Below are 23,083 nucleotides of genomic sequence, written 5' to 3'. Positions count from 1 at the left end.
GCTTGTTGAATATGCCGGTATTTACCGGCATTTCACGTTTTGACTGCACTATGATTGCGTTCGCGCTGTTATGGTGTGGGCAGCCGGAATGTGCTTTACCTTGTATCTGGTGGAGAATTCCGGTAATTACGGGCGTTCCGGCCCATTGATGACAAGCTTTGCCTATTGGCTTGCCTGCCGGATACCCGGTTCAGAGATTTTAGAACAACCATAAGAGAATACGTTGCCTGAACAGGTTTGCATATCACTTGACGCGATGGGAGGAGACCACGCGCCTGAGATGGTTTTGGCTGGTGCCGAAATTGCGCTCAAGCGTTTGCCCCATCTCAAGTTTCTGATGTTTGGTGATGAAGCGAAACTCAAACCGCTTTTGGCCAAATATCCAACACTGGAAGCTGTCAGCGATATCCGCCACGCTTCGCAGGAAGTCATGATGGAAGACAAACCTTCCGTCGCGCTTCGCCAGCGCCGTGATTCCAGCATGCGACTTGCTATCAACGCCGTCAAAGAGGGCGACGCACAAGGTGTCGTGTCTGCCGGGAATACCGGTGCGCTGATGGCGATGGCCAAGTTCGTTTTGAAAACTGTCCGCGGCATCGATCGCCCGGCAATCGCCACCTATATGCCGACACAGCGCGGCGAGACGGTGATGCTTGACCTTGGCGCAAACATCGAATGTGACGAACACAACCTTGTGCAGTTTGCCCTGATGGGGGAAGTGTTCACACGGATCCTGTTTGGTCTTGAAAAACCGTCTGTCGGTTTGCTCAACGTTGGTATCGAAGAACTCAAGGGGAATGAGTCGGTCAAGAAAGCCGCGGCGATTTTGCGCGACATTGATCTGCCGATCCGTTTTGAGGGCTTTGTCGAAGGGGATGACCTGGCCAAGGGTACGGTCGATGTGATCGTGACTGACGGGTTTACCGGCAACGTCGCGCTGAAAACCGCAGAAGGTACTGCGCGTCTGCTGGTACATTTCCTGCGCGAGACGTTCAAAAGTTCGTTCTTTGCCAAGATCGGTTATCTTCTTGCCCGTCGTTCGCTTCAGCGTTTCCGTGATCGCATGGACCCGCGCCGTTACAACGGGGCCATGTTGCTTGGCCTGAATGGCATTGCGGTCAAAAGCCATGGCGGAACTGACGCGCTTGGTTTTTCCAACGCCATCGGGGTTTGCCACGATCTGATTGTGAACAACCTCAATGACAGCATCAAGCACGAGCTTGCACTGTTTGAAGAGGCCATGAGCGGCCTTGAAAATGCGGAGCAAGAAGACGTTGCCGTTCCTGTTGGTCAAGCCAACTGATTAACCCACCAGAAAAACAGAAAACCGGCGGTCCCCAAATCATGACAACTCGTTCTCGCATTATTGGTTGCGGTTCATATTTGCCTGCAAACGTTGTAACCAATGATGATCTGGCCAAGCGCGTTGACACGTCAGATGAATGGATTGTTGCCCGCACGGGCATTCGTCAGCGCCACATCGCAGCCGAAGGTGAAACCACCAGTGATCTTGCCTTTGCTGCTGCCAAAAGCGCGATGGAACATGCCGGTGTCACATCTGATGACATTGATCTGATCATTGTTGCGACCGCGACCCCGGACAACACATTTCCGGCGACAGCCACCAAGGTGCAAAATCGCCTTGGGGTCAAAGGGTTTGCCTTCGATGTGCAGGCGGTCTGTTCTGGCTTTATCTATGCGCTGACGACGGCGGATATGTATATTCGTAACGGTCAGGCCAAAACCGCGCTTGTTATCGGGGCGGAGACTTTTTCGCGTATCCTTGATTGGGAAGATCGCCGGACCTGCGTATTGTTTGGCGATGGTGCGGGGGCTGTCGTCGTGCAGGCCGTTGAAGGCCAGGGCACGATTGAAGACGTTGGTATTCTTGCCAACCGCCTGCATTCTGATGGCAGCAAGTATGAACTTCTTTATGTTGATGGCGGGCCATCTGCGACCCAGACCGTTGGGCATTTGCGTATGGAAGGTCAGGAAGTCTTCCGCCACGCTGTGACAAACCTTGCCAGCGTTATCCGCGAAGTTTTGGCCGATACCGGCCTTGAGCCCGGCGATATCGACTGGCTGGTGCCGCATCAGGCCAACCAGCGCATTCTCGATAGTACGGCGCGCAAGTTTGGTATTTCCAAGGATAAGGTGGTTGTGACGGTTGATCGTCACGCCAACACGTCTGCGGCGTCAATCCCATTGGCACTGGCCGAGGCCGTCCATGACGGACGTGTCAAACGCGGTGATATTGTCGTGCTCGAAGCCATGGGCGGCGGTTTTACCTGGGGCGCATCGCTAATGCGTTGGTAAAGCCGGACCATTTGTGCGGAATGACACAAATTCACGTGAAATTCTTAATTTTCACAACATTCCGTCAAAAAGCATTGTATCCTGTTGATATTGAGTGATTTCGCTACCAGATATAGCCTTGTAAATTAAGTCCCGTAATTAGGAGGCGGCCTGTCATGTCGGAAACAACGATTACCCGTGCGGATCTCGCGGAAGCCGTTTATCAGGAAGTTGGTCTGTCGCGGAATGAATCCGCCCAGCTGCTTGAAACTGTTCTCGATGAAATTTCATCGGCACTGATCAAGGACGAAGTTGTAAAAATTTCCTCTTTCGGAAGTTTCTCTGTTCGTCAAAAAGGTCAGCGTATCGGACGAAACCCGAAAACGGGTGAAGAAGTACCGATCCTTCCGCGTAAGGTGCTTGTCTTCCGGCCTTCACAGGTCCTGAAAGCCCGAATTAACGCTTAAGAAAAAGAAGTCATGAAAACGAACTTGGGGGCTGCGGCGGGAACTTCCCGCCGGACAGCAAAGTCTGACTCTGCTTTTCGCACAATTAGCGAGGCTGCAAAGGAGCTTGGTCTTCAGCAGCACGTCCTGCGGTTCTGGGAATCCAAGTTTCCCCAGATCCAGCCGATGAAACGGGCAGGGGGCAGACGTTATTATCGTCCAGAAGACATTGATTTCCTTGCCCATATTCGCACGCTGCTGCACGATCAGGGCTTTACGATCAAGGGGGTGCAAAAACTCCTTGATCAGAACAAGGGTAAGTTGCCATCGGAAATCGCTGTAACCGGCCAGGACGCAGAGACGGGCGCATCGGATATGGCGCCTGGTTCCACTGTGTCAGGAATGACCAGTGTCTCCGGTCCGGACAAAACAGCGCTGAAAGCTGTTTTGGGCGAACTCGAAGAACTTCAGGCGATCCTGCGCACAGGCCTGCAGGACGTTAAAAAAAATCCATAAAAACCATTTGCGTCTTTGGCGTGGCGCCGCTATTTATCGAGCCGCGCCAAACGGCGCAACTCTACGGTCGGAGCGTGGCGCAGCCTGGTAGCGCACCTGCATGGGGTGCAGGGGGTCGGAGGTTCGAATCCTCTCGCTCCGACCAATTATCTCCCCTTTGATATTATTGCGAAATTTCGCGTCTTGGGATGTTACGGCATCAGGCGCGCAAGCACGTCCAGTTCCGTGCCATCATCAGACATCCTGAACAGAATGATTTCACCCGACCGCGGGAAAATGTCGGTCAGCGCGGTGATGTTCACCTGATGGGTGACCAGTAACAGCTTTTCATCACCGGAAAGGCTGGCAAGCTTTGCTTTGATTTCGGCGGTCTGTGCCGCTTCTGTGCTGCGATTGCGGAAAAAGGAATTTAGTGCTGGCTCCTCGGTCACCAGACCAAGATCAAGTAACCGCGCGGTATCAACACAGCGGCACCACTGGCTTGTCAGGATTGAGGTTAATTCAATCCCCATTGCGCGGATGCGATCGCCGGTTTGACGTGCTTGTTGGCGGCCGGTGTCGTCCAGATTACGCTGTGTCGTGCAATCGCCAAGGGTGAAGTTCGCCGGATCGCCGGTGCCCGGCGCAATGGCATGACGCATCAGGGCATGAACACCGTCAGACTGCCAGATTTGCCATGCTTCGTCGGAGGCGGCGGCCGCCTGCGGAAGGCATAACAAAGCACCCAGAACGGTAAGCACCCGGCACATATTTCGCAGCAATATCGGCATGATCTTTACCCATCTGTTGCCATCAGCAAGATGAGTCTGATACCCGCAATCATCAGGATCGGATCAGATCAGTCAGGATTTTGCGGATTTGGCAGGCCAAGCGTATGGGGAGAGAGCATTTAATTGCCTGCACTGGCGACCCGACGCCCTTCGTCGGTCAGCTTGCAGATCAGCCAATCGGGTTTGACAGGGTTGTCAAACCACGGTGCCGCCCAGCCATGATCAATACAGCTTCGAACCGTTTTTTCGCTGATCTGTTTGCCATTGCCGTCAAAAAGCGGCAATTTGCCACCGGGCTGGCTGAGACCACGGCGCAGCCATTCAAGCTGCACATCGGTCGGTTTCGAATGTTTTTTCCCCGTCATCGGTACTCCTCGCACCGTTATGATATGATTGGTGATACAAACATCGGATGTTAGGTCCTGACCCTGATCAGTGTGACGGATTATCAACCATGGAGCAATCGCAATGACGCCAGAAGAGTTCCAACCAAGTGAGATGTCATTTTTGTATGTTACGGTGCCTGACATGGATATGGCGCGTGTGATTGCGGGTGGTGCTATTCGCGAAAAACTGGCGGCCTGCGCCAATGTCTTGCCGCATATGACGGCGATCTATGAATGGGATGGCGATGTCGAGGAAGAAACCGAGGTGGTGGTTATCCTTAAAACGTCAAAGACCAAGGCGCTTGAATTGGCGCAATGGGTCGAAGATCACCATCCTTATGAGGTCCCCTGTATTCTTGAGCTCCCGTTGGGGCGCGGCAATCACGATTATGTTTCATGGTTGCAAACCCAATTGGGATCCGGATCACGGCTGATGTGATTGCATCTGGTGGGCATGCCCCCTAGGATGGCGCAAATTTATTCCATGGGATGATACGAGTTAATGAACCAGCTTACCAAAATGGCCCTCGAAATGGGGCCGTTGGTCCTGTTTTTTGCGGTGAATGCAACGACCAACCTGATGACAGCAACGGCAGTGTTTGTCGCCGCCACCGTCGTCGCGCTTGCGACGTCATATGCGCTGGCGCGAACCATCCCGGTGATGCCGCTGATCGGTGGGGTGTTTGTCATCGTGTTTGGTGGCCTGACGCTGTATCTCGATGATGAATTGTTCATCAAGATCAAGCCGACGATTGTGAACTTGCTGTTTGCCAGCATCCTGTTTGGCGGACTGGCAGCAAGAAAACTGTTCCTAAAGCTGGTTCTGGAAAGCGCGTTTAAGGCAACCGATGAAGGTTGGCGCATTCTGACCTGGCGTTGGGCGTTCTTCTTTGTGTTTCTTGCCGTGGTCAACGAAATCGTCTGGCGCAATTTCTCCACCGATACCTGGGTGGCCTTCAAGGTTTGGGGCATCATGCCGATCACCATGGTGTTTGGCATGGCGCAGGTACCGGTGCTGATGAAACACCAGTTGCCAGAAGAACAAGGTGACAAGGCCGCGTCCTAATCTGCTGATGCGCGCGCATATCCTTGAAATGCAAAAGGGCAGGATTTTGATCCTGCCCTTTGTTTGTTGGTCAGCGCGGTTGATCAGTTGATCGGAAGGGCAACACTGACGACCGCCTGTGCGGCAATGCCTTCTTCGCGCCCGGTAAAGCCAAGTCGCTCGGTCGTGGTGGCCTTAACGTTGACGCGGTCCACATCAATCCCGAGAATTTCCGCGACTTTTTGACGCATTGCCGGGGTATGTGGCCCGATTTTCGGACGTTCACAGATGAGCGTCACGTCAACATTCACAATCCGCCCACCACGCTTGCGCACAAGGTCGGCTGCGTGTCTGAGAAAGATGTCAGACGCAGCCCCTTTCCATTGCATATCGCTTGGCGGGAAGTGTTGGCCAATGTCGCCTGCACCAATCGCGCCCAAAATGGCATCGGTCAGGGTGTGCAGGCCGACATCGGCATCGGAATGGCCTTCAAGGCGCGCGCTGTGCGGGACTTTTACCCCGCAAAGGATGCAATGATCCCCCGGCGCGAAGCGGTGAACATCAAATCCGGTGCCAGCCCGATATTCTTCTTGCGACATGTGCGCTGTTTCCTTGTCTGTCGTATTTGCCCAGTTTTGTGCCCGGCCAAAATCATCCCGATGGGTGATCTTGTCATTGTTGGTGGTGCCGGCAACGCAGATCACATCAAGCCCGATGGCCTCAAGCAGGGCTGCATCGTCGGTAAACTCCTGACCTTCGAATTTCTGATGCGCATCTAGAACCGTTTTGAAATCAAACCCCTGTGGGGTCTGCGCACGTTGTAGGGTTTCGCGTGCAATCGTTTTGGTGATGACGCCATCCCGATCTGTCTGCTTGATGGTATCCGCCACCGGCAGGGTGGGTATCGCCCCCGGATGGGTCTGAAGTGCTGTCATAACCCGATCAATCACGTCATCGGATATCCCCGGGCGTGCTGCGTCGTGGATCAGAACGATATCCGGACCCTTGGCCTCAAGGGCGCGCAATCCGTTCAGAACCGATTGCTGCCGGGTGTCACCACCTGTCACTGGTGCTGGGAGCAATCCGGTTTTATCCAAGGTCGCCGTTGCGCTTTCATACCAGTCCTGATGGGCGGGATTATAGACCACCTGAATAAGGCCGGGATCGGTATGTCGTGCAAAGCATTCGATGCAATGTGCAAGAATGCTTTTGCCGCCAAGCATGTGATATTGTTTTGGTATCGGGTCGCCAAATCTGCTACCGCTGCCGGCAGCGACGATGACAACGCCTGTTTTTTGGGTCATAAACATAAAGCCATGGCTTGTCGTGAGTGCGCCGCAGGCTATCTTTCTGCGGAGGTTTTGCCAAGTCGGCAAATGCAATATCGGGGTCGCGATTGATCCCGGAGACTGAAACGGGTTTCAAGATGCTTGCAGCATATATCCATATCCTTGCCCTGTTGCCCCTGACCGGACAGATCATGCGCCCTGAACCACGGCGTGATATCTGGCTTTATGCATCCATTTGTCTGGCGGCTGTCGGCACGATGGTGTTGCTGGGAGTTACCGGCGAGGAAGTTCAGTCCCGTGGCTTTGCCGCAGCCCTGCATTGGTCGGAACTGACTGTGATCCTGATCTTTGGTGGTCTGGTGATTTGCAAGGGCCCGCATCAGGTCTGGCGATTGGCCGGGTATATTGGCGGATATCTGCTTCTTTTCGCGGTTTTGGCGGCGGTCTTCCGGGTATTTGGCAACAACGTTGCTGAAACCGTGGATGGGCCGGCACTTTATTCCGGTTGGCTCTGGGCGCATATCGGCAGCTCACTGATCACCTATGCGCTTGTGACTTTGGCAGCGATTGCGGCAATGGCTTATGTCGTTCAGGAATATGCCCTGAAAAAACGCAAGCCGACCCGCTGGAGCCGACGTCTGCCGCCGCTGCGCGACAGTGAATACATGTTGGTCGGGTTTTTGAAATGGTCCGCCTGGATCCTGATCATCGGGATCATTTCGGGCTTTGCGCTTCGATATGTTGAAGGCCAGAGCCTTTGGGAAATCGACCACAAGATGCTGCTGACCTTGCTGGGTTTTGCGACCATTTGTGTGCTGATCTTTATCCATGAACGCTCCACCTTGCGTGGGCGCATGGCCGTACGCTTTGTTCTTGGGGCCTGGCTGCTTCTGACCCTGGCGTTTCCGGGCGTTCGGTTGGTAACCGGCTATATTATCGGCTAGCCCGAAAGCAGGGTGACCAGATAGGGTAGCCAGGTTGGGTCTTGCTCAATTTTTACGATCATCCTTTTGATGTATGCATAATTGCTAGTCATTATTCAGACATGGGCACACATTCCTGATCGGATGGTTAGTCCCGCCAATGTTGAACTTTCGTCGGATTTTCCTAGAATTTTCAGGTTTGAAACAACGATAATTGCATCAACGGGCTGAGAGTTGTTGCATGTCGTGGCCAGTTTTATTAATCTGCCCAAGTTTTAGGCAATTGGAATTCCTTCATGTCATTGCAGATCGGTTCTGTACATGTGCCAGAGAATGTTGTGCTGGCACCGATGTCAGGTGTGACTGACCTTCCGTTTCGGCAACAGGTCCGCCAGTTTGGCGGACATCTTGTTGTGTCCGAAATGATTGCGTCGGATGCCATGACCCGCATCCAGCGGCATGAAAAAGAAGTCCGTAAAATGCATGGCGATTGTGCTGCTGAAAGCCCGCTTTCGGTTCAGCTTGCCGGCACGGAACCCGAAGAAATGGCCGAAGCGGCCAAGATGAACGAAGCCCGCGGGGCCATGATCATCGATATCAATATGGGGTGCCCGGCCAAGAAGGTGACCAAGGGCTATGCCGGCTCGGCACTCATGCGTGATGAAAAGCTGGCCGCCGATATTATCAAGGCGACGGTGGATGCGGTGTCGGTTCCGGTGACGTTGAAAATGCGTCTTGGCTGGGATGATGATAACCGTAATGCCCCGAAGCTTGCCCGCATTGCTGAGGATCTGGGGATTGCGATGCTGACCATTCATGGGCGCACGCGCTGCCAGTTCTATAAGGGCGATGCCGACTGGGATGCGATTGCATTGGTCAAAGACGCAGTTTCAATTCCGGTTCTTGGCAACGGCGATGTAAACAGCGAAGAAGACGCTAAGGAACTGCTTGAACGATCCGGTGCCGACGGGGTCATGATCGGTCGTGGGGCACAGGGGCGTCCGTGGTTCCTTGCACAGGTTTCGCACTATCTTGCGACGGGGAAAAAGCTTCCGGCGCCAACACTTGAAATTCAGCTCCAGACCATCCTGCGTCACTATGATGCGATGATTGATCATCATGGCCGTCAGGGTGTGCGCATCGCCCGCAAACATCTGGCGTGGTATTGCAATAGCCTGCGCAACGCGACGGAACTTCGTCGTGTTATCAATGTGTTGGATGACCCAGCCGAAGTCAAAAATCAAATCCGGTCATTCTATGAACCGTTGATCGAAAACGAAATCAAACTGGATCAGGCAGCCGCCTGATTACCTCATAACAATAATATGGCGACGGTCAAAAACTGTTGTCGGGGAAGATATGCATGAGACTGGGATTTGGAAAAGGCAATGGGGTCGACCCGACCGGCGTTCTGAACGCGATTGCGAGTGCTGTTGTCGTGGCCAACCGGGATGGCAAAATCAAGTTCGTCAATCAGGCCACCGAGCAACTGTTTAACACAAGTGCCGCCGTGCTGTGCCGCAGTGACCTGACGGATTTCATCCCACAGGACAGCCCTGTTTTTTCCCTGATCAGACAGGCCGTTGATGAGGCAACCCTGGTGGCCGATCATAATCTTCTGATCGAAAGCCCCAAAATCGGCAAGCACACGGTAAACCTTACCGTCGGGTCCATGCCTGATGACAGCGATTGTGCGGTTCTGACTTTTGAGCCGCGTTCGATCGCGCAAAAGATCGACAACCAGTTGCTGAGCCGAAATTCAGCGCGATCTGTCAGTGCCATGGCGGCCATTCTGGCGCATGAAATCAAGAACCCGCTTTCGGGTATTCGTGGTGCCGCGCAGTTGCTTGAGCAAACCAGCAACGAAGATGATCGCGTGCTGACGCGCCTGATTTGTGATGAGGCTGACCGCATTGTCGAACTTGTTGACCGGATGGAGATTTTCTCTGACAAGCCGCTGGAGCGCGGGGCTGTCAATATCCATACGGTTCTCGAGCATGTGCGTCGTCTGGCCGAAAACGGCTTTGCCAAGAACCTGACTTTCGAAGAAATCTACGATCCGTCCTTGCCGCCGGTTTTTGGCAATCGTGATCAGCTTGTTCAGGTGTTCTTGAACCTGATCAAGAATGCCGGTGAGGCGGTCGATCCGAAGGACGGTGTTATTACCATTTCGACCCGCTATCAGCATGGTATCCGCCTTGCCGTGGCTGGCGGTGACGCACGTGTTCACCTGCCGCTGGTGGTGTCGGTGCGTGACAATGGACCGGGTATTCCACAAGACATGCGTGAAAGCCTGTTTGACCCGTTTGTGACGACAAAACCGACCGGATCGGGACTTGGCCTTGCGCTGGTTGCGAAAATTATCAATGACCATGGCGGTGTGATTGAAGTGAAAGATGTACCCGGGGGAGGTGCAGAGTTTCAAATCATGCTGCCAATTTACAATCGGGCATTGGCCGAGGGGGCCGCTGATCCGATCATAATCAATAACAGGGAAGAAACCGCATGAGTACGAGCCCTGCGAGAATTCTGGTTGCCGACGATGATCGGGCCATTCGCACTGTTCTGACGCAGGCATTGTCGCGTCAGGGACACGAAGTCCGCAGTACTGGCCATGGCCGCACACTTTGGGACTGGATCGCCGATGGGGATGGCGATCTGGTGATTACCGATGTGATGATGCCTGACGAGAACGGGTTGGATATGGTGCCGCGCATTCGCAAGCTGCGCCCGGACCTTCGCGTTATTGTCATGAGTGCTCAGAATACGCTGATGACGGCGGTGAAGGCCGCCCAGCGCGGTGCGTTTGAATATCTTCCAAAACCATTTGATCTTAATGAGTTGATGGGGATTGTTGATCGCGCACTTGAGACGCCGCAGGCAAATGAAACCGGCAAGTCCGAGGATGAGGAGGGCGATGATCGCCTGCCACTGATCGGCCGTTCGCCGGCGATGCAGGAAATTTATCGTGCGCTGGCGCGTTTGATGAATACCGACCTGACCGTGATGGTGACGGGCGAAAGCGGTACTGGCAAGGAGCTGGTTGCACGCGCATTGCATGAATATGGCGGACGCCGTCATGGTCCGTTTGTTGCCATCAACATGGCCGCCATCCCGCGCGAATTGATCGAAAGCGAGCTGTTCGGCCACGAAAAAGGCGCCTTTACCGGTGCAAATGAACGCAAGGTCGGCCGGTTTGAACAGGCCGAAGGCGGCACGCTGTTTCTTGATGAAATCGGCGACATGCCGCTTGAAGCCCAGACCCGCTTGCTGCGCGTATTGCAGGAAGGTGAGTACACCCGCGTTGGCGGACGCACGCCCATTCGGGTCAATGTGCGCATTGTTGCGGCCACGCACCGTGATTTGCGCAAGCTGATCCGTGAAGGCACGTTCCGTGAAGATTTGTTCTATCGCCTGAATGTCGTGCCGATCCGTCTGCCGTCGCTGCGTGAACGGCTGGAAGATATTCCGGAACTGGTCAACCACTTCCTGATGCAGGCCAGCGAAGAAGGTCTTCCGCGCAAAACGCTGTCGTCCGAGGCGATGGCGCGCCTAAAAGCGCACCGCTGGCCGGGCAACATCCGCGAACTTGAAAACATGGTGCGTCGCCTGACGGCACTTTATTCGCATGATGTTATCGGTGTCGATGTCATCGAGACCGAGTTTTCCGAGAACAATATCAGCGAAGCCGCGCCGACTGCGGAACCGCAGTCGCTTTCAGAATCCATCGAACGCCATGTTCGCGAATATTTTGATGCCCATGATGACGATCTGCCTGCGAACGGTCTTTATGATCGCATTTTACGGGAAATGGAGCGTCCACTTTTGAATGTGACGCTGGAAGCAACGCGGGGCAATCAGGTCAAGGCCGCAGAGGTTCTTGGCCTTAACCGCAATACGCTGCGCAAGAAGATCCGTGATCTTGGACTGGAAGTCGTCAGGGGCACGAAATGAATAATACCGACCGTTCGATCTCCAACCGGTTCTTGCGGTCGGGCTTTGTACGGTTTCTGGGGCGGCTGGGACAGTCACGGCGTTTTGCGTTCGGATTGGTAACGGCTGCCCTTGTTTCGGTAACGGCGACCTATCTGGCGATGACGGGGACGGCGCCATTCCGGCCTGATCCGCGCCTTATTTTGTTGCTATTGAACATCGACCTTGTGTTGGTGTTGCTTTTGGCGACGCTTGTGGCGCGCAAGCTTGTCCAGATCTGGGTGGAACGCCGGCGCGGCGTTGCCGGGGCCAAGCTTCATACCCGTATGGTTCTGATGTTTTCGCTGGTGGCAGTGACGCCAGCGATTGTGGTTGCAATATTCTCGGCACTTTTCCTGCATTTCGGTATTCAGGGTTGGTTTAGTGACCGCATCAGAACCGCCGTTGAAGAAAGTATGGTGATTGCCGATGCCTATTTGCGCGAACATCAGGAACTGATCCGCGCGGATGCCTTGGCAACCACCAGTGACTTGCAGCGTTTCGGTGTCAATTTTTCGACCAGTCCGGATCGCATTTCGAACTTTCTGACCGATCAGGCGCTGGCGCGCGGGTTGCCGGAAGTGATGATGGTCGACGGATCTGGTCAGATTATTGCCCAATCCGAATACAGTTTTTCCTACGATACCAATCAGGTTTCGGTACCACCGGAGGTCTTTGACGAAGCACGGCAGAAAGACGTCGTGCTGATGATCGGATCAAGCGATAACCGCATCCGCGCAATCGCCAAAATCCCAAGCTTTATTGACGCTTTCTTGCTGGTTGGCCGTTTTGTTGATCCCAATGTTCTGGATCGCATCGACAAGGCACGACGTGCGGTTGATGCCTATGAAAGTCTTGAAGGTGAACGTTCGGGGATTGTGATTACCTTTGTCATGATCTTCGTTCTGATCTCTGTCGTGCTGCTTTTGGCGGCTGTGACGTTGGGTCTTATGGTGGCAACCCGTTTGGTGCAGCCTGTGTCGCAGTTGATTACCGGCGCGGAGCGTGTGCGCGACGGGGATTTGTCTTTCCGTGTGCCGCTTGACGGGCAGGGGGATGAACTTGAAGCGCTTAGTCGTGCGTTTAACCGCATGACAGCCCAGCTTGAAACCCAGCGCAATGAACTGATTGCAGCCAACCGGCTGAACGATGAACGGCGTCGCTTTACCGAGGCCATCCTTGGCGGGGTTACCGCCGGGGTGATTGGCCTTGATCCGGCACGCAAGATTGATCTTCCAAATCGCAGTGCATCGGATCTTCTTGGTGTTGATCTTGAGGATTATCTGGCACAGGAACTGACCGACGTTATTCCGGAGTTTCAGCCACTGTTTGACGATTTTTCCCGCGAGGGGGATCGCAGCAAGCCACGCCAGATCGAAATCCGGCGTGATGGTGTCAACCTGACACTGATGGCGCGTGTAACGGCGGAATGGGCCGATGATGGCACGGTGTTTGGCTATGTCGTGACCTTTGACGATGTCACCGAACTTCAGACCGCACAGCGCATGGCGGCCTGGGCTGATGTCGCGCGCCGTATCGCCCATGAAATCAAAAACCCGCTGACACCGATCCAGCTTTCAGCCGAACGACTTAAACGCCGGTATCTTAAGCAAATCACCGATGATCAGGAAGTCTTTACGACCTGTACGGACACCATCATCCGACAGGTGTCCGATATCGGGCGGATGGTCGACGAGTTTTCCAGCTTTGCCCGCATGCCATCCCCAACCATGCGATTGGAAAATATTGGTGAGCTGGTGAAAAGTGCGGTCTTCCTGCAAAAACAGGCACACAGCAATATCACTTATGATTTTGATCGCAGTGGCATTGAAGATCTGCAAATTTCATGTGATGCGCATCAGGTCAATCAATGCCTGACCAATACGCTCAAGAACGCGGCAGAGGCGATTGAAGGCCGTGAAAAACCCGAAGAAGGTGAACTGCCACCTGGCAAGATCGAGATCTCAGTCGCGGTGTCGCCCGACAATCAACGCGTTTTTGTGGCGGTGTCGGATAACGGCAAAGGTCTTCCAGCAGAGCATCGCGAACGCCTGACCGAGCCCTATGTCACCACCCGATCAAAGGGAACCGGGCTTGGATTGGCGATCGTAAAGAAAATCATGGAAGACCATGGTGGAGAGCTTATACTCTCCGACGGCGTTGAAAGCGGAGCTACGATTACGCTATCTTTCCCAAAGGTTGTAGAAGCCGAAATTGATAGTGTGGCTTCGGACGCACATTCCTCAGGCAATTGATTTAGTTGTCAAAATCGAAACAAGAAAAAGATTGATTTGGTCACGACATGGCGCACGACATTCTTATTGTCGATGATGAAGAAGATATCCGGGCTCTGATATCAGGCATCCTCGAGGACGAGGGGTATACAACCCGTCAGGCAGGATCAAGCCAGGGCGCGCTGTCAGAGGTTGCAGCCCGCCGGCCGAGCCTTGTGGTGCTTGATATCTGGATGGATGAAAGCGATCACGATGGCATCGAGACGCTTAAGCTGATCAAGCGCGAGCACAGCGAAGTTCCGGTCGTGATGATTTCCGGTCACGGCAATATTGAAACCGCGCTCGAGGCATCGCGCATTGGTGCCTATGACTTCATCGAAAAACCGTTCAATACTGACCGCCTTTTGATGGTGGTCGAACGCGCCATTGACGATGCACGCCTGCGTCGCGAAAACCGTGAACTGACCTTGCGGGCCGGTGGCGATACCGAACTTGTTGGCAAATCATCAGTTTTGAACAACTTGCGCCAGTCGGCCGAACGGGTTGCGCGTACCGGTAGCCGCATTCTGATCCATGGTCCGGCCGGATCGGGCAAGGAAGTCGTAGCACGCCTGATCCATCAGAAATCCGCCCGCGCCGAGGCGCCGTTTGTTGTGCTGAACTGTGCCAATATTTCCCCCGACACCATGGAAGAATCACTGTTTGGGGCGGTTGCGACGTCGGATCGTGAGGCGCGCACAGGCGTGCTTGAACTTGCCCATGGCGGGACTTTGTTGCTTGATGAAGTGGCCGATATGCCGCTTGAAACCCAGGGCAAGATTGTCAGGGTTTTGCAGGATCAGACGTTTGAACGCGTTGGCGGATCGGTTCCGGTCAATGTTGATGTGCGTGTTATCGCAACGACCGCACGCGACCTTGAACAACGCATCGCCGAGCAGAAATTCCGCCAGGACCTTTATTACCGCCTCAATGTTGTTCCGCTTGAAGTGCCATCCTTGCAGCAGCGCCGGGAAGATATTCCGATGTTGGCGGAAATGTTCCTTGATCGTTATGCCGATGCGACCGGTCTTCCGAAACGGAAACTCTCGCCCGAGGCGATGGCGACCCTGCATGCCTATGATTGGCCGGGCAATGTGCGCCAGTTGCGCAATGTCATCGAAAGATTGATGATCATGGCGCCCGATGATGACGACAAGGTGGATCTGATCAGTGGTAAAATGCTGCCATCAGAGCTGTTTTCTGACGTGCCGACGTCGCTAAGTTTTGACAAGACCAGTGAAATCATGGCATTGCCGCTCCGCGAAGCGCGGGAGATGTTTGAAAAAGAATATCTCCAGACACAGATCGACCGTTTTGGCGGGAATATCTCCAAAACGGCAAGCTTTGTCGGAATGGAACGCTCAGCCTTGCATCGCAAGCTGAAAAGCCTTGGTGTGAACGGGCAATAAGCCCAAACTCATCATGGACTGTTGTGAACGGGAGAATTCAAAATGAAGGTCATCATTTGCGGCGCCGGGCAGGTGGGGTTCCACATTGCCAAATATTTGGCTGCGGAAAACAATGATGTAACCGTGATCGACCAGTCCGAAGAACTGGTGCGCAAGATTTCCGACACGTTAGAGGTCAAGGGCATCATTGGTTTTGGCTCGCACCCGGATGTGTTGCAGCAGGCCGGTGCCGAAGAGGCTGACATGCTGATCGCGGTGACCTTTGCTGATGAAGTCAATATGACAGCCTGTCAGGTGGCGCATTCACTGTTTAACGTGCCAACCAAAATTGCCCGTATCCGCAGCCAGACTTATCTGCAGCCGGAATGGGCCAGCCTGTTTGGCCGTGAAAAGCTTCCGATTGATGTCGTGATTTCGCCCGAGATGGAAGTCGCCCGCGCGGTTGCACGCCGCCTTCAGGCACCCGGTGCGTTCGACATGATCCCGTTTGCCGATGACAAGGTCAAAATCCTTGGCATCCGGTGTAGCGACGATTGCCCGGTGATCAATACACCGTTGCGTCAGCTTCATCAGCTTTTCCCGGATCTTAATATCTCGATTCTTGGCATGATCCGCGGTGACAAGGCGGTCTATCCCAAGGGCGACGACCAGATGCTGGCGGGCGACCTTGTGTATCTTGCCGTATCAAGCGATCAGGTGGATCGCGCAATGTCGGCCTTTGGTCATGAAGACCCCGAAGCACGCCGTATCGTGATTTTTGGCGGCGGGAACATCGCATTGTTCCTGGCCGAGGAAATCAACAAGAACTTCCCGGGCGTTACCACCCGATTGGTCGAAGCCGATCCGGAACGTGCGCGCTATGTCGCGCAGAAACTGCCGAAGAAAAGCGTTGTTCTGCGGGGTGACGTTCTTGATCCTGAACTGCTTGAAGAAGCCAATGTCGGTAATGCCGAGGCAGTTGTTGCACTGACCAATGATGATGAAACCAACATTCTGGCATCACTTTTGGCAAAGCGGTATGGCTGCCCGCGTGCGCTGACGCTGATTAACAAAAGTACCTACAACTCGCTGGTTTCCGAACTTGGCGTGGATGTGGTGATCAGTCCGCGTATGACGACGGTGTCGACCATCCTGCATCATGTCCGCCGCGGTCGTATTCGTGCTGTGCACAGCCTGTCAGAGGGCTTTGGCGAGGTTCTTGAGGCAGAAGCCCTTGAAACTGCACCAATCGTTGGCAAGGCGATCAAGGATATCGCGATGCCGGCAAGCGTGGTGTTTGGGGCCATTTTGCGCGATGGCGAAGTTGTGATGCCACGCGCCGCCACCGTGATCGAAGCCAACGACCGGATTGTCGTATTTGCCGGGTCGGAACAGATCAAGAAGGTCGAAAAGATGTTCGCTGTTCGTCTGGAATACTTCTGATAAATCAGAGCGTTGCTGTAATCCTCATACAATATATTCCCGATCTTGCCACCGGAAGTTCAAATGTCTGATCAATTGCCCAATCCGCCAAAGGCCGTCATTTTTGACTGGGATAACACCCTTGTCGATAGCTGGGGGACGATCCAGGCAGCGCTCAACATGACATTTGATGACTTCGGGCTTGAGACATGGACGCTTGAACAAACCAAGCAGCGTGTCGCGCGCTCGATGCGTGACAGTTTCCCGATCTTGTTTGGTGAAGATCGCTGGGAGCAGGCCAAAGACAGCTTTTATGGTCATTTCCAGTCTATTCACCTTGAAACCCTGATGCCGCTGGCCGGGGCGCATGATCTGTTATGTGCACTGCGTGATAACGGCACCTATATCGGGGTGGTCAGTAACAAGAACGGCGATTTCTTGCGCAAGGAAGCCGATCACCTTGGGTGGACACCATTTTTTGGCAGGATTGTCGGTGCAACCGATGCCGCCAAGGACAAACCGGCACCCGATCCGGTGCATCTGGCAATGGGCGACTCTTCGGCGCCGCAATATGAGAATCTGTGGTTTGTTGGCGACAGCGTGGTCGATATTCAGTGCGCGCGCAACGTCGGGGCGACTGCGATTCTGATTGGCGATGAAATTACCGGTCACAATGACACGCAGAATTCCGCGACTCTTAGCCCTGATTGGCATTTCGCTGATTGCGGGGCGCTTGTAGGGGTTGTAAAAGGCTTCTCGAAAGTCTTATAGTTCATAGAGGTCATTAAAAATGGGGCCGGAATCGTGACAGACCTTTAAGTCGACGGTTCCACATTTTCCTTGACCGCCCGAAACCAAAAAAACGCTCATAAAAGAAGGCTAGGTCTAACCGATGGCGGAAAAATCACAGAATGTTCAGGACGTCTTCCTGAATTATTGCCGTAAAAACAAAACGCCGGTTACCGTGTTTCTGGTCAACGGAGTCAAATTGCAGGGCATTATCACCTGGTTTGACAATTTCTCTGTTTTGCTGCGGCGCGATGCTCATACCCAGCTCGTATACAAACATGCGATTTCGACGGTAATGCCGACGACGCCGATCAAACTGTTTGATCCGAGCCAGCCTGCGACGGAAGAAGAAAATAGCTGAAGAATCTCTGACTTCGGGGGGCGGCGATACGCCAGAAGCTCCCCGGGTCCTAGTTTTCCACCCGGAACTAAAACGCGCAGACCAGACCGGTGCTTGGCGCGACGCATCGTCGCGTCTCGAAGAAGCGGTCAGTCTTACGGGTGCACTTGATTTTGAAGTGGTGGGCGCAGAAATTGTGCCCATCGCGAAATTGCGGCCTTCAACCCTGTTTGGCAAAGGCGTTACCGAACGTCTTGGTCTGCAGATCAAGGCCATTGAGGCCGACATTGTGATGATCAACGGCCAGCTTTCCCCGATTCAGCAACGTAATCTGGAACGCGAGTGGAAATGCAAGGTCATTGACCGGACCGGCCTGATCCTTGAAATCTTTGCTGATCGCGCGCGGACACGTGAAGGTCGTTTGCAGGTTCAACTGGCATTGCTGAGCTATCAGCGGTCGCGCCTTGTCCGGACGTGGACGCACCTTGAACGTCAGCGTGGTGGGCGTGGCTTCCTTGCCGGTCCTGGTGAACGTCAGATCGAGATCGACCGTCGTTTGATCGGTGACAAGCTTGCCAAGCTCCGTCGTGAGCTTGAGGAAGTCAAACGGACGCGTGAACTTCATCGTGAAGCACGCCGTCGTGTGCCATATCCGATTGTGGCCCTTGTCGGGTACACCAACGCCGGTAAATCGACGCTGTTTAACCAACTGACCGTGTCCGAGGTCTTTGCCGAGGACATGCTGTTTGCGACGCTTGATCCGACCATGCGTGGTTTGATCCTGCCAAGTGGTCGGAAGGTTATTCTGTCCGATACCGTGGGCTTTGTGTCCGATCTGCCGCACGATCTTGTCGCGGCGTTCCGTGCAACGCTTGAAGAAGTTCTTGAAGCCGACCTGATTGTTCATGTCCGCGATGCAGCTTCACCGGAAACCGAAGAGCAAAAGCTTGATGTGCTTGAAGTTCTTAAGGAGCTTGGGCTTCAGAAGGCGATTGACGGTGAGGAACTTGTCGAAGCGCTGAACAAGATTGATCAGCTCAAAGGCGAAGAACTGCAAGCCGTTTCAGAATATTCTGCGCGCCATGACAACACGATCGCGATTTCAGCCATCAAAGGCACCAATTGCGACGCATTGCTGGGCCTGATTGAAGACCGGCTGACCGAAGATATGCCGGTATTTGAGCTTTGCGTGCCGTATTCGGACGGTAAATCATTGGCGCGGCTTTATGAGCAGGGCGAGGTTTTGAAACGCAACGAAGGTGCCGACGGCATTTCGGTTCAGGTGCGCGTCGATACGACCCGCGTTGGCCGTTTCGAAGACTGGTGTGCCAAGGCCGGGCTCGATATTCATCTGGTTTGATAGGGAGAGAACGCGTGGCGATTAAAGTCGATATGGACAAAGTGACCGAAATCATTCGGGAAGTATCGGCTGCTGAAATTGCCCCGCGTTTTGGCCAGTTGGACGATGCAGATATCGAAACCAAGACGCATGCAATGGATCTGGTGACGATTGCAGATACCGAAGCCGAACGCGTTCTGACCCGCCGTTTGACCGATCTTTTGCCGGGCAGCCGTGCACTTGGCGAAGAAGCTGCCCATGAAGACCCGACTTTACAGCAACGGATCTTTGCTGGCGATGATCCGTTCTGGATCATTGATCCGGTAGATGGCACCAAGAACTTTGCCCATCACAAGCAGCCGTTTCGCTGCATGGTCGGCCTTTATTCTGGTGGTGAAACCGTTGCCGCCTGGATTGTCGATCCGATTGAAGGGGCGGCAACCGTTGCAGAATTGGGGTCGGGCACGCGTTACAAGGATCAGCCGGTTTCGGTGCGTTCCGACATCACCAAGGCGTCTGATGCCAAAGGTTTTCTGATTTCATACGCCCGTGACCGCATCCGCAAGCATTACGGACATCTCGATTTCTTTGCCGATGTTGCGCATTATTCCTGCTGTGGTGCCGAGTATGAGGAAACGGCGCGTGGCGCGTTTGATTTCTGTGCCTATCGGACACTCAAACCCTGGGATCATGCGCCGGGAACGTTGCTTGTGCGTGAGGCCGGTGGCTATGCGCGCTATATCACCGCCGACAAGAACAATGAATACAACGCCAATGCCACGGCGGCCGGACTTTTGTGCGCCAGTTCCGAGGAGCTGTGGGCAGAAATCAATGAAATTCTGATACCGCTCTTTACCTGAGTGTGATCAGACCTGACCGCGTTCGGTCTTCTTCGCCAAATCCCAGAGACTATCCATTTCAGCCAGATCTGAGTCCGCGGCCGTGCGGCCGTCGCGTGCCAGTTCGTCTTCGATGAAGTGGAAGCGTTTGGTGAACTTGTGGTTTGCGCCGCGGAGCGCCACTTCGGGATCAACACCGATCTTGCGCGCCAGATTGGCCATCACAAACAACATATCGCCAAGTTCATCCTGCAGGCGGGCCGGATCCGGGTTTTCGGTCATTTCGGCTTTGAGTTCGTCGATTTCTTCGTGAAGCTTGTCAAAGACTTCATCGGTGCTGGGCCAGTCGAACCCGACACGCGCGGCGCGTTTGGTCAGTTTTTCCGCACGCATTAACGCGGGCAGGGCGCTTGCGACCCCATCAAGGGCGCTGTGGCGTTCGTGGCCTTTGTCTTCGGCCTTCCGGGCGCGTTCGGCGGCCTTGATCTTTTCCCAAGTCTGATTGACGCCATCGGTCGTCGTGGCATCACCGTCGCCAAATACATGTGGATGGCGGCTAATCATTTTTGAAACGATGCTGTTGGCGACGTCTTCGAACTCGAAATGACCGGCTTCCTTCGCCATCTGGGCATGGAACACCACCTGCAACAGCAAATCTCCCAACTCGTTGCAAAGCTCGGGCATGTCATTGTCTGCAATCGCATCAGCCACTTCGTAGGCTTCTTCGATGGTATAGGGGGCAATGGTGGAGAAATCCTGTTCGAGATCCCACGGGCAGCCACCATCGGGATTGCGCAGCTTTGCCATGACGTCGAGGAGTTCGTTGATGGCTTTGCTGTTATGCGTGGTCATGGTCGATGTCCCGTCTGTTTTGCTGGTGTGCCCCGTTTATCCTTTAAGTCCTATCGCGCTGCATCAAAACTGACAAGCATATGATCAAGGCAAAACAAAACCCGCAAGGCCAATGGGGCGCTTGCGGGTTTTGCTGTGATGTTCGGATGCCCTTTTGGCTTATGCAGCCTTGAGCTTTTCCTGTTTTTCGTTGCTGTCATCCTTGGTTTGCTTGGATGATGCACTTTCTTCTTTTTTGCCTTCGACGAGGCCGCGATGCAGGGCGACGATTGCCTTGTTGAAGTCGCCTTCGGCAACAACAAACTGCAGATCAACGCGGCGGCTCGGATAGTGGGATGCCACCAATTCGACACCGGCATCATCAAGGATCGATACCGCGCGGGCGAACAGACCCGGCTGTTCGATGTTGGCACCAATCACCGAGACAATCGCGACCTTACGGGTCTGAACGGTTGCCTCTGGCTGATTTGCCTCGATCTCGTCAACGCAGCGGCGGATCTGTTTGAGCGGTGCCGAGACGTAATGCGTAATCGTATTGGCGTTCAGGTTCTTGGTGACGGTCGGGACCTTGTAACGTTTCAGAACGTTCAGGATCGCTTCCTCGCCACCTGGAACACCAACCATATCCTGATTGAAGACTTCAATCTCGAACGCGGTCGGAACGCCAGTCACGATTTCAACACGGCTGTTTTCCGGCTCCCAATGATCGTCAATAACCGTGCCCGGATGTTCCGGTTCAAAGGTATTGGCAATCCGCAGCGGAATATCGTTCTGACGAAGGCCTTTGGCCGCACGCGGGTGGATGGCTTCCATGCCCATATTCGACAGCTGGTCAGCCACGTCATAACTGGTGCGGCCAATCGGGCGCACAGCGTCTTCGCCGACGATGCGCGGATCGGCGCTCGACAGGTGGAATTCCTTGTGAATGATCGCTTCGCGCGCCTGGGTCAGGCAGGCAATGCGCGAGAAGGTCACTTCACTATAGCCACGGCCATAGATGCTCATCAGGCCTTCGCTGCACTGGGCATAGCCGGTTGCAATGGCAAGCTGCTTGGAAAGGTCGATGTCATCAAACACCTTTCCAATGCGACCATCAAGGGTAGAGGCCTCTGGCTCACGCCAGCCCGAAAGATCGGCAAAGACCGCATTTACACCCTTGGCACGCAGGAGAAGCATGGTGTTATGCGCGCTATGCGCTTCACCAATGGCTGACAGCATCTCACGAACGGTCAGAAGATGCTTTTCAAGCTTGAAGTGACCGAAGCTGCACAGGCGATGAAGATCCATCAGGCAGCTGCGGGTACCTTCAATGCGTTCCTGTACAAAGGCATTGGCAAGCTTCAGTTCCGGCGCGTCGCCAAAAATTTCTTCGTTAATGGCGCACATCTTTTCGGAGACCTTGGTCAAGGCATCGCCCCAGGCCCAATCGGTTTCCGAACCGGCGTAAAGCTGATAGACGCCCGGTTCACCGGTCTTTTTGTTTTCCAGCAAAAGGTCGGTAAAACCGCCATATGCCGAAACAACAAAGACACGGTTGTAAAGTTCGTCTTCCTTGCGATTGCCGACAAGAATGTTGTCCATGACCGCATCAACCTGGGTCATCGACGTACCGCCGATCTTGTGAACGCTATGCCCTGCGTCCTTGTTTTTCTGGGCTGAAAGCATGTTGCCTCCTTTAGGGGCGTTTCCTTTAAAGAATATGCTTTAAATGGTCGGGCAGTCGTTAGGTGCCGCCCGACCAGAAATTGTTAGCTTGCGAGTGCTTCGCCATCGAGCGGATAAACACCGTTCTCGTCATGCACTTCACGGCCATTCAGCGGCGGGTTGAAGGCGCAGGCAACAACCATGTCCTCGGTGCCGCCGCGCAGATAGTGGCGGTCATGCTTGTCGAGGATGTAAACCGTGCCCGGCTCGATCTTGTATTTCTTGCCGTCAGCAATGGTTTCGACTTCGCCATTGCCCGAGATGCAGTAAACCGTCTCGAAATGGTTGGCGTAGCAAATCTCGGTTTCAGTGCCGGCATAAATGGTGGTGATGTGGAACGAGAAACCCATGCCATCTTCGGCAAGCGACAGACGGGTGCTTTCCCAGTTGTCCGAAACCACGCGGCGACCGGATGCTTCACATTCTTTCAGAGTACGAACAATCATTTTTAACTCTTTGATATAATTAAGTTGTGGGGCCGGGCGACGCAGTTAA

At 54.0% G+C, this 23,083-nt stretch carries 23 protein-coding genes and 1 tRNA gene; 18 read left to right on the top strand and 6 right to left on the bottom strand.

The window, feature by feature from the left end; genetic code table 11:
- Positions 1-223 precede the first annotated feature (223 nt).
- The 5 genes from plsX to TH4_RS12945 all read left to right on the top strand — a co-directional run bounded on the left by plsX (position 224) and on the right by TH4_RS12945 (position 3,402).
- Positions 224-1,303, top strand: a complete 1,080-nt coding sequence (gene plsX, locus TH4_RS12965) for a phosphate acyltransferase PlsX (RefSeq protein ID WP_063089467.1) — start codon at positions 224-226, stop codon at positions 1,301-1,303.
- 41 nt (positions 1,304-1,344) lie between these two features.
- Positions 1,345-2,316: a beta-ketoacyl-ACP synthase III gene (locus TH4_RS12960; protein WP_064781429.1), complete on the top strand. Its 972-nt coding sequence runs from the start codon at positions 1,345-1,347 to the stop codon at positions 2,314-2,316.
- Between the two features lie 155 nt (positions 2,317-2,471).
- A complete protein-coding gene (locus TH4_RS12955) occupies positions 2,472-2,762 on the top strand; it encodes an integration host factor subunit alpha (RefSeq protein WP_008891097.1) in 291 nt (96 codons plus the stop codon).
- Positions 2,763-2,786: 24 nt separating this feature from the next.
- A complete protein-coding gene (locus TH4_RS12950) occupies positions 2,787-3,257 on the top strand; it encodes a MerR family transcriptional regulator (RefSeq protein ID WP_425329900.1) in 471 nt (156 codons plus the stop codon).
- 68 nt (positions 3,258-3,325) lie between these two features.
- Positions 3,326-3,402 (top strand) — tRNA-Pro (locus tag TH4_RS12945).
- 46 nt (positions 3,403-3,448) lie between these two features.
- On the opposite strand, the gene TH4_RS12940 is transcribed toward TH4_RS12945, so the two are convergent.
- Positions 3,449-4,027 (bottom strand): histidine phosphatase family protein, encoded by a 579-nt coding sequence (locus TH4_RS12940; RefSeq protein WP_209272183.1) that lies wholly within the window; start codon positions 4,025-4,027, stop codon positions 3,449-3,451.
- A gap of 119 nt (positions 4,028-4,146) precedes the next feature.
- Complete coding sequence (locus tag TH4_RS12935; RefSeq protein WP_064781426.1) at positions 4,147-4,392, bottom strand: hypothetical protein; 246 nt, start codon at positions 4,390-4,392, stop codon at positions 4,147-4,149.
- Positions 4,393-4,495: 103 nt separating this feature from the next.
- Here TH4_RS12935 and cutA point away from each other — a divergent pair, with 103 nt between their 5' ends.
- Both cutA and TH4_RS12925 read left to right on the top strand, forming a co-directional pair.
- On the top strand, positions 4,496-4,852 hold the full coding sequence (cutA, locus tag TH4_RS12930; protein WP_008891093.1) for a divalent-cation tolerance protein CutA: 357 nt from the start codon (positions 4,496-4,498) through the stop codon (positions 4,850-4,852).
- 63 nt (positions 4,853-4,915) lie between these two features.
- Positions 4,916-5,479, top strand: a complete 564-nt coding sequence (locus tag TH4_RS12925; protein ID WP_064781425.1) for a septation protein A — start codon at positions 4,916-4,918, stop codon at positions 5,477-5,479.
- A gap of 83 nt (positions 5,480-5,562) precedes the next feature.
- Here the strand turns inward: TH4_RS12925 and TH4_RS12920 are convergent, their stop codons facing one another.
- Entirely contained in the window at positions 5,563-6,768 is a 1,206-nt protein-coding gene (locus TH4_RS12920) for a bifunctional 2-C-methyl-D-erythritol 4-phosphate cytidylyltransferase/2-C-methyl-D-erythritol 2,4-cyclodiphosphate synthase (RefSeq protein WP_083997101.1), read from the bottom strand.
- Positions 6,769-6,884: 116 nt separating this feature from the next.
- Here TH4_RS12920 and ccsA point away from each other — a divergent pair, with 116 nt between their 5' ends.
- From ccsA to TH4_RS12865, 11 genes are all read left to right on the top strand, one after another.
- Positions 6,885-7,691 carry a cytochrome c biogenesis protein CcsA gene (gene ccsA / locus TH4_RS12915; protein ID WP_063089477.1) on the top strand — a complete coding sequence of 269 codons (807 nt, stop codon included), beginning with the start codon at positions 6,885-6,887 and terminating at the stop codon, positions 7,689-7,691.
- Positions 7,692-7,966: 275 nt separating this feature from the next.
- Positions 7,967-8,977, top strand: coding sequence for a tRNA dihydrouridine synthase DusB (dusB, locus tag TH4_RS12910; protein ID WP_064781423.1), 1,011 nt, complete (start codon positions 7,967-7,969; stop codon positions 8,975-8,977).
- Between the two features lie 56 nt (positions 8,978-9,033).
- The gene (locus tag TH4_RS12905) at positions 9,034-10,179 is read left to right on the top strand and encodes a two-component system sensor histidine kinase NtrB (protein WP_008891088.1); all 1,146 of its coding nucleotides are present in this window, start codon (positions 9,034-9,036) and stop codon (positions 10,177-10,179) included.
- Positions 10,176-11,624: a nitrogen regulation protein NR(I) gene (ntrC, locus tag TH4_RS12900; protein WP_008891087.1), complete on the top strand. Its 1,449-nt coding sequence runs from the start codon at positions 10,176-10,178 to the stop codon at positions 11,622-11,624. Before TH4_RS12905 ends, ntrC begins: the two co-directional genes overlap by 4 nt.
- Complete coding sequence (locus TH4_RS12895) at positions 11,621-13,897, top strand: sensor histidine kinase NtrY-like (RefSeq protein WP_064781422.1); 2,277 nt, start codon at positions 11,621-11,623, stop codon at positions 13,895-13,897. Before ntrC ends, TH4_RS12895 begins: the two co-directional genes overlap by 4 nt.
- 47 nt (positions 13,898-13,944) lie before the next feature.
- On the top strand, positions 13,945-15,324 hold the full coding sequence (ntrX, locus tag TH4_RS12890) for a nitrogen assimilation response regulator NtrX (RefSeq protein WP_008891085.1): 1,380 nt from the start codon (positions 13,945-13,947) through the stop codon (positions 15,322-15,324).
- A 42-nt stretch (positions 15,325-15,366) separates the two neighbouring features.
- A complete protein-coding gene (gene trkA / locus TH4_RS12885) occupies positions 15,367-16,746 on the top strand; it encodes a Trk system potassium transporter TrkA (protein ID WP_008891084.1) in 1,380 nt (459 codons plus the stop codon).
- Between the two features lie 63 nt (positions 16,747-16,809).
- Positions 16,810-17,496, top strand: a complete 687-nt coding sequence (locus TH4_RS12880) for an HAD family hydrolase (protein ID WP_064781421.1) — start codon at positions 16,810-16,812, stop codon at positions 17,494-17,496.
- Positions 17,497-17,617: 121 nt separating this feature from the next.
- A complete protein-coding gene (gene hfq / locus TH4_RS12875) occupies positions 17,618-17,875 on the top strand; it encodes an RNA chaperone Hfq (RefSeq protein ID WP_008891082.1) in 258 nt (85 codons plus the stop codon).
- A 7-nt stretch (positions 17,876-17,882) separates the two neighbouring features.
- Complete coding sequence (hflX, locus tag TH4_RS12870; protein WP_064781525.1) at positions 17,883-19,214, top strand: GTPase HflX; 1,332 nt, start codon at positions 17,883-17,885, stop codon at positions 19,212-19,214.
- Positions 19,215-19,228: 14 nt separating this feature from the next.
- Positions 19,229-20,053 (top strand): inositol monophosphatase family protein, encoded by an 825-nt coding sequence (locus tag TH4_RS12865; RefSeq protein WP_083997100.1) that lies wholly within the window; start codon positions 19,229-19,231, stop codon positions 20,051-20,053.
- Positions 20,054-20,059: 6 nt separating this feature from the next.
- On the opposite strand, the gene mazG is transcribed toward TH4_RS12865, so the two are convergent.
- The 3 genes from mazG to TH4_RS12850 all read right to left on the bottom strand — a co-directional run bounded on the left by mazG (position 20,060) and on the right by TH4_RS12850 (position 23,034).
- The gene (gene mazG, locus TH4_RS12860) at positions 20,060-20,884 is read right to left on the bottom strand and encodes a nucleoside triphosphate pyrophosphohydrolase (protein ID WP_064781419.1); all 825 of its coding nucleotides are present in this window, start codon (positions 20,882-20,884) and stop codon (positions 20,060-20,062) included.
- Positions 20,885-21,043: 159 nt separating this feature from the next.
- Positions 21,044-22,549 carry an aspartate kinase gene (locus tag TH4_RS12855; RefSeq protein ID WP_064781418.1) on the bottom strand — a complete coding sequence of 502 codons (1,506 nt, stop codon included), beginning with the start codon at positions 22,547-22,549 and terminating at the stop codon, positions 21,044-21,046.
- 83 nt (positions 22,550-22,632) lie between these two features.
- A complete protein-coding gene (locus TH4_RS12850; RefSeq protein WP_008891076.1) occupies positions 22,633-23,034 on the bottom strand; it encodes an ectoine synthase in 402 nt (133 codons plus the stop codon).
- Positions 23,035-23,083: the final 49 nt, after the last annotated feature.

Source organism: Thalassospira tepidiphila MCCC 1A03514, assembly GCF_001662875.1.
GTDB lineage: Bacteria > Pseudomonadota > Alphaproteobacteria > Rhodospirillales > Thalassospiraceae > Thalassospira > Thalassospira tepidiphila.
This window is presented reverse-complemented; position numbering and strand designations above follow the sequence as displayed.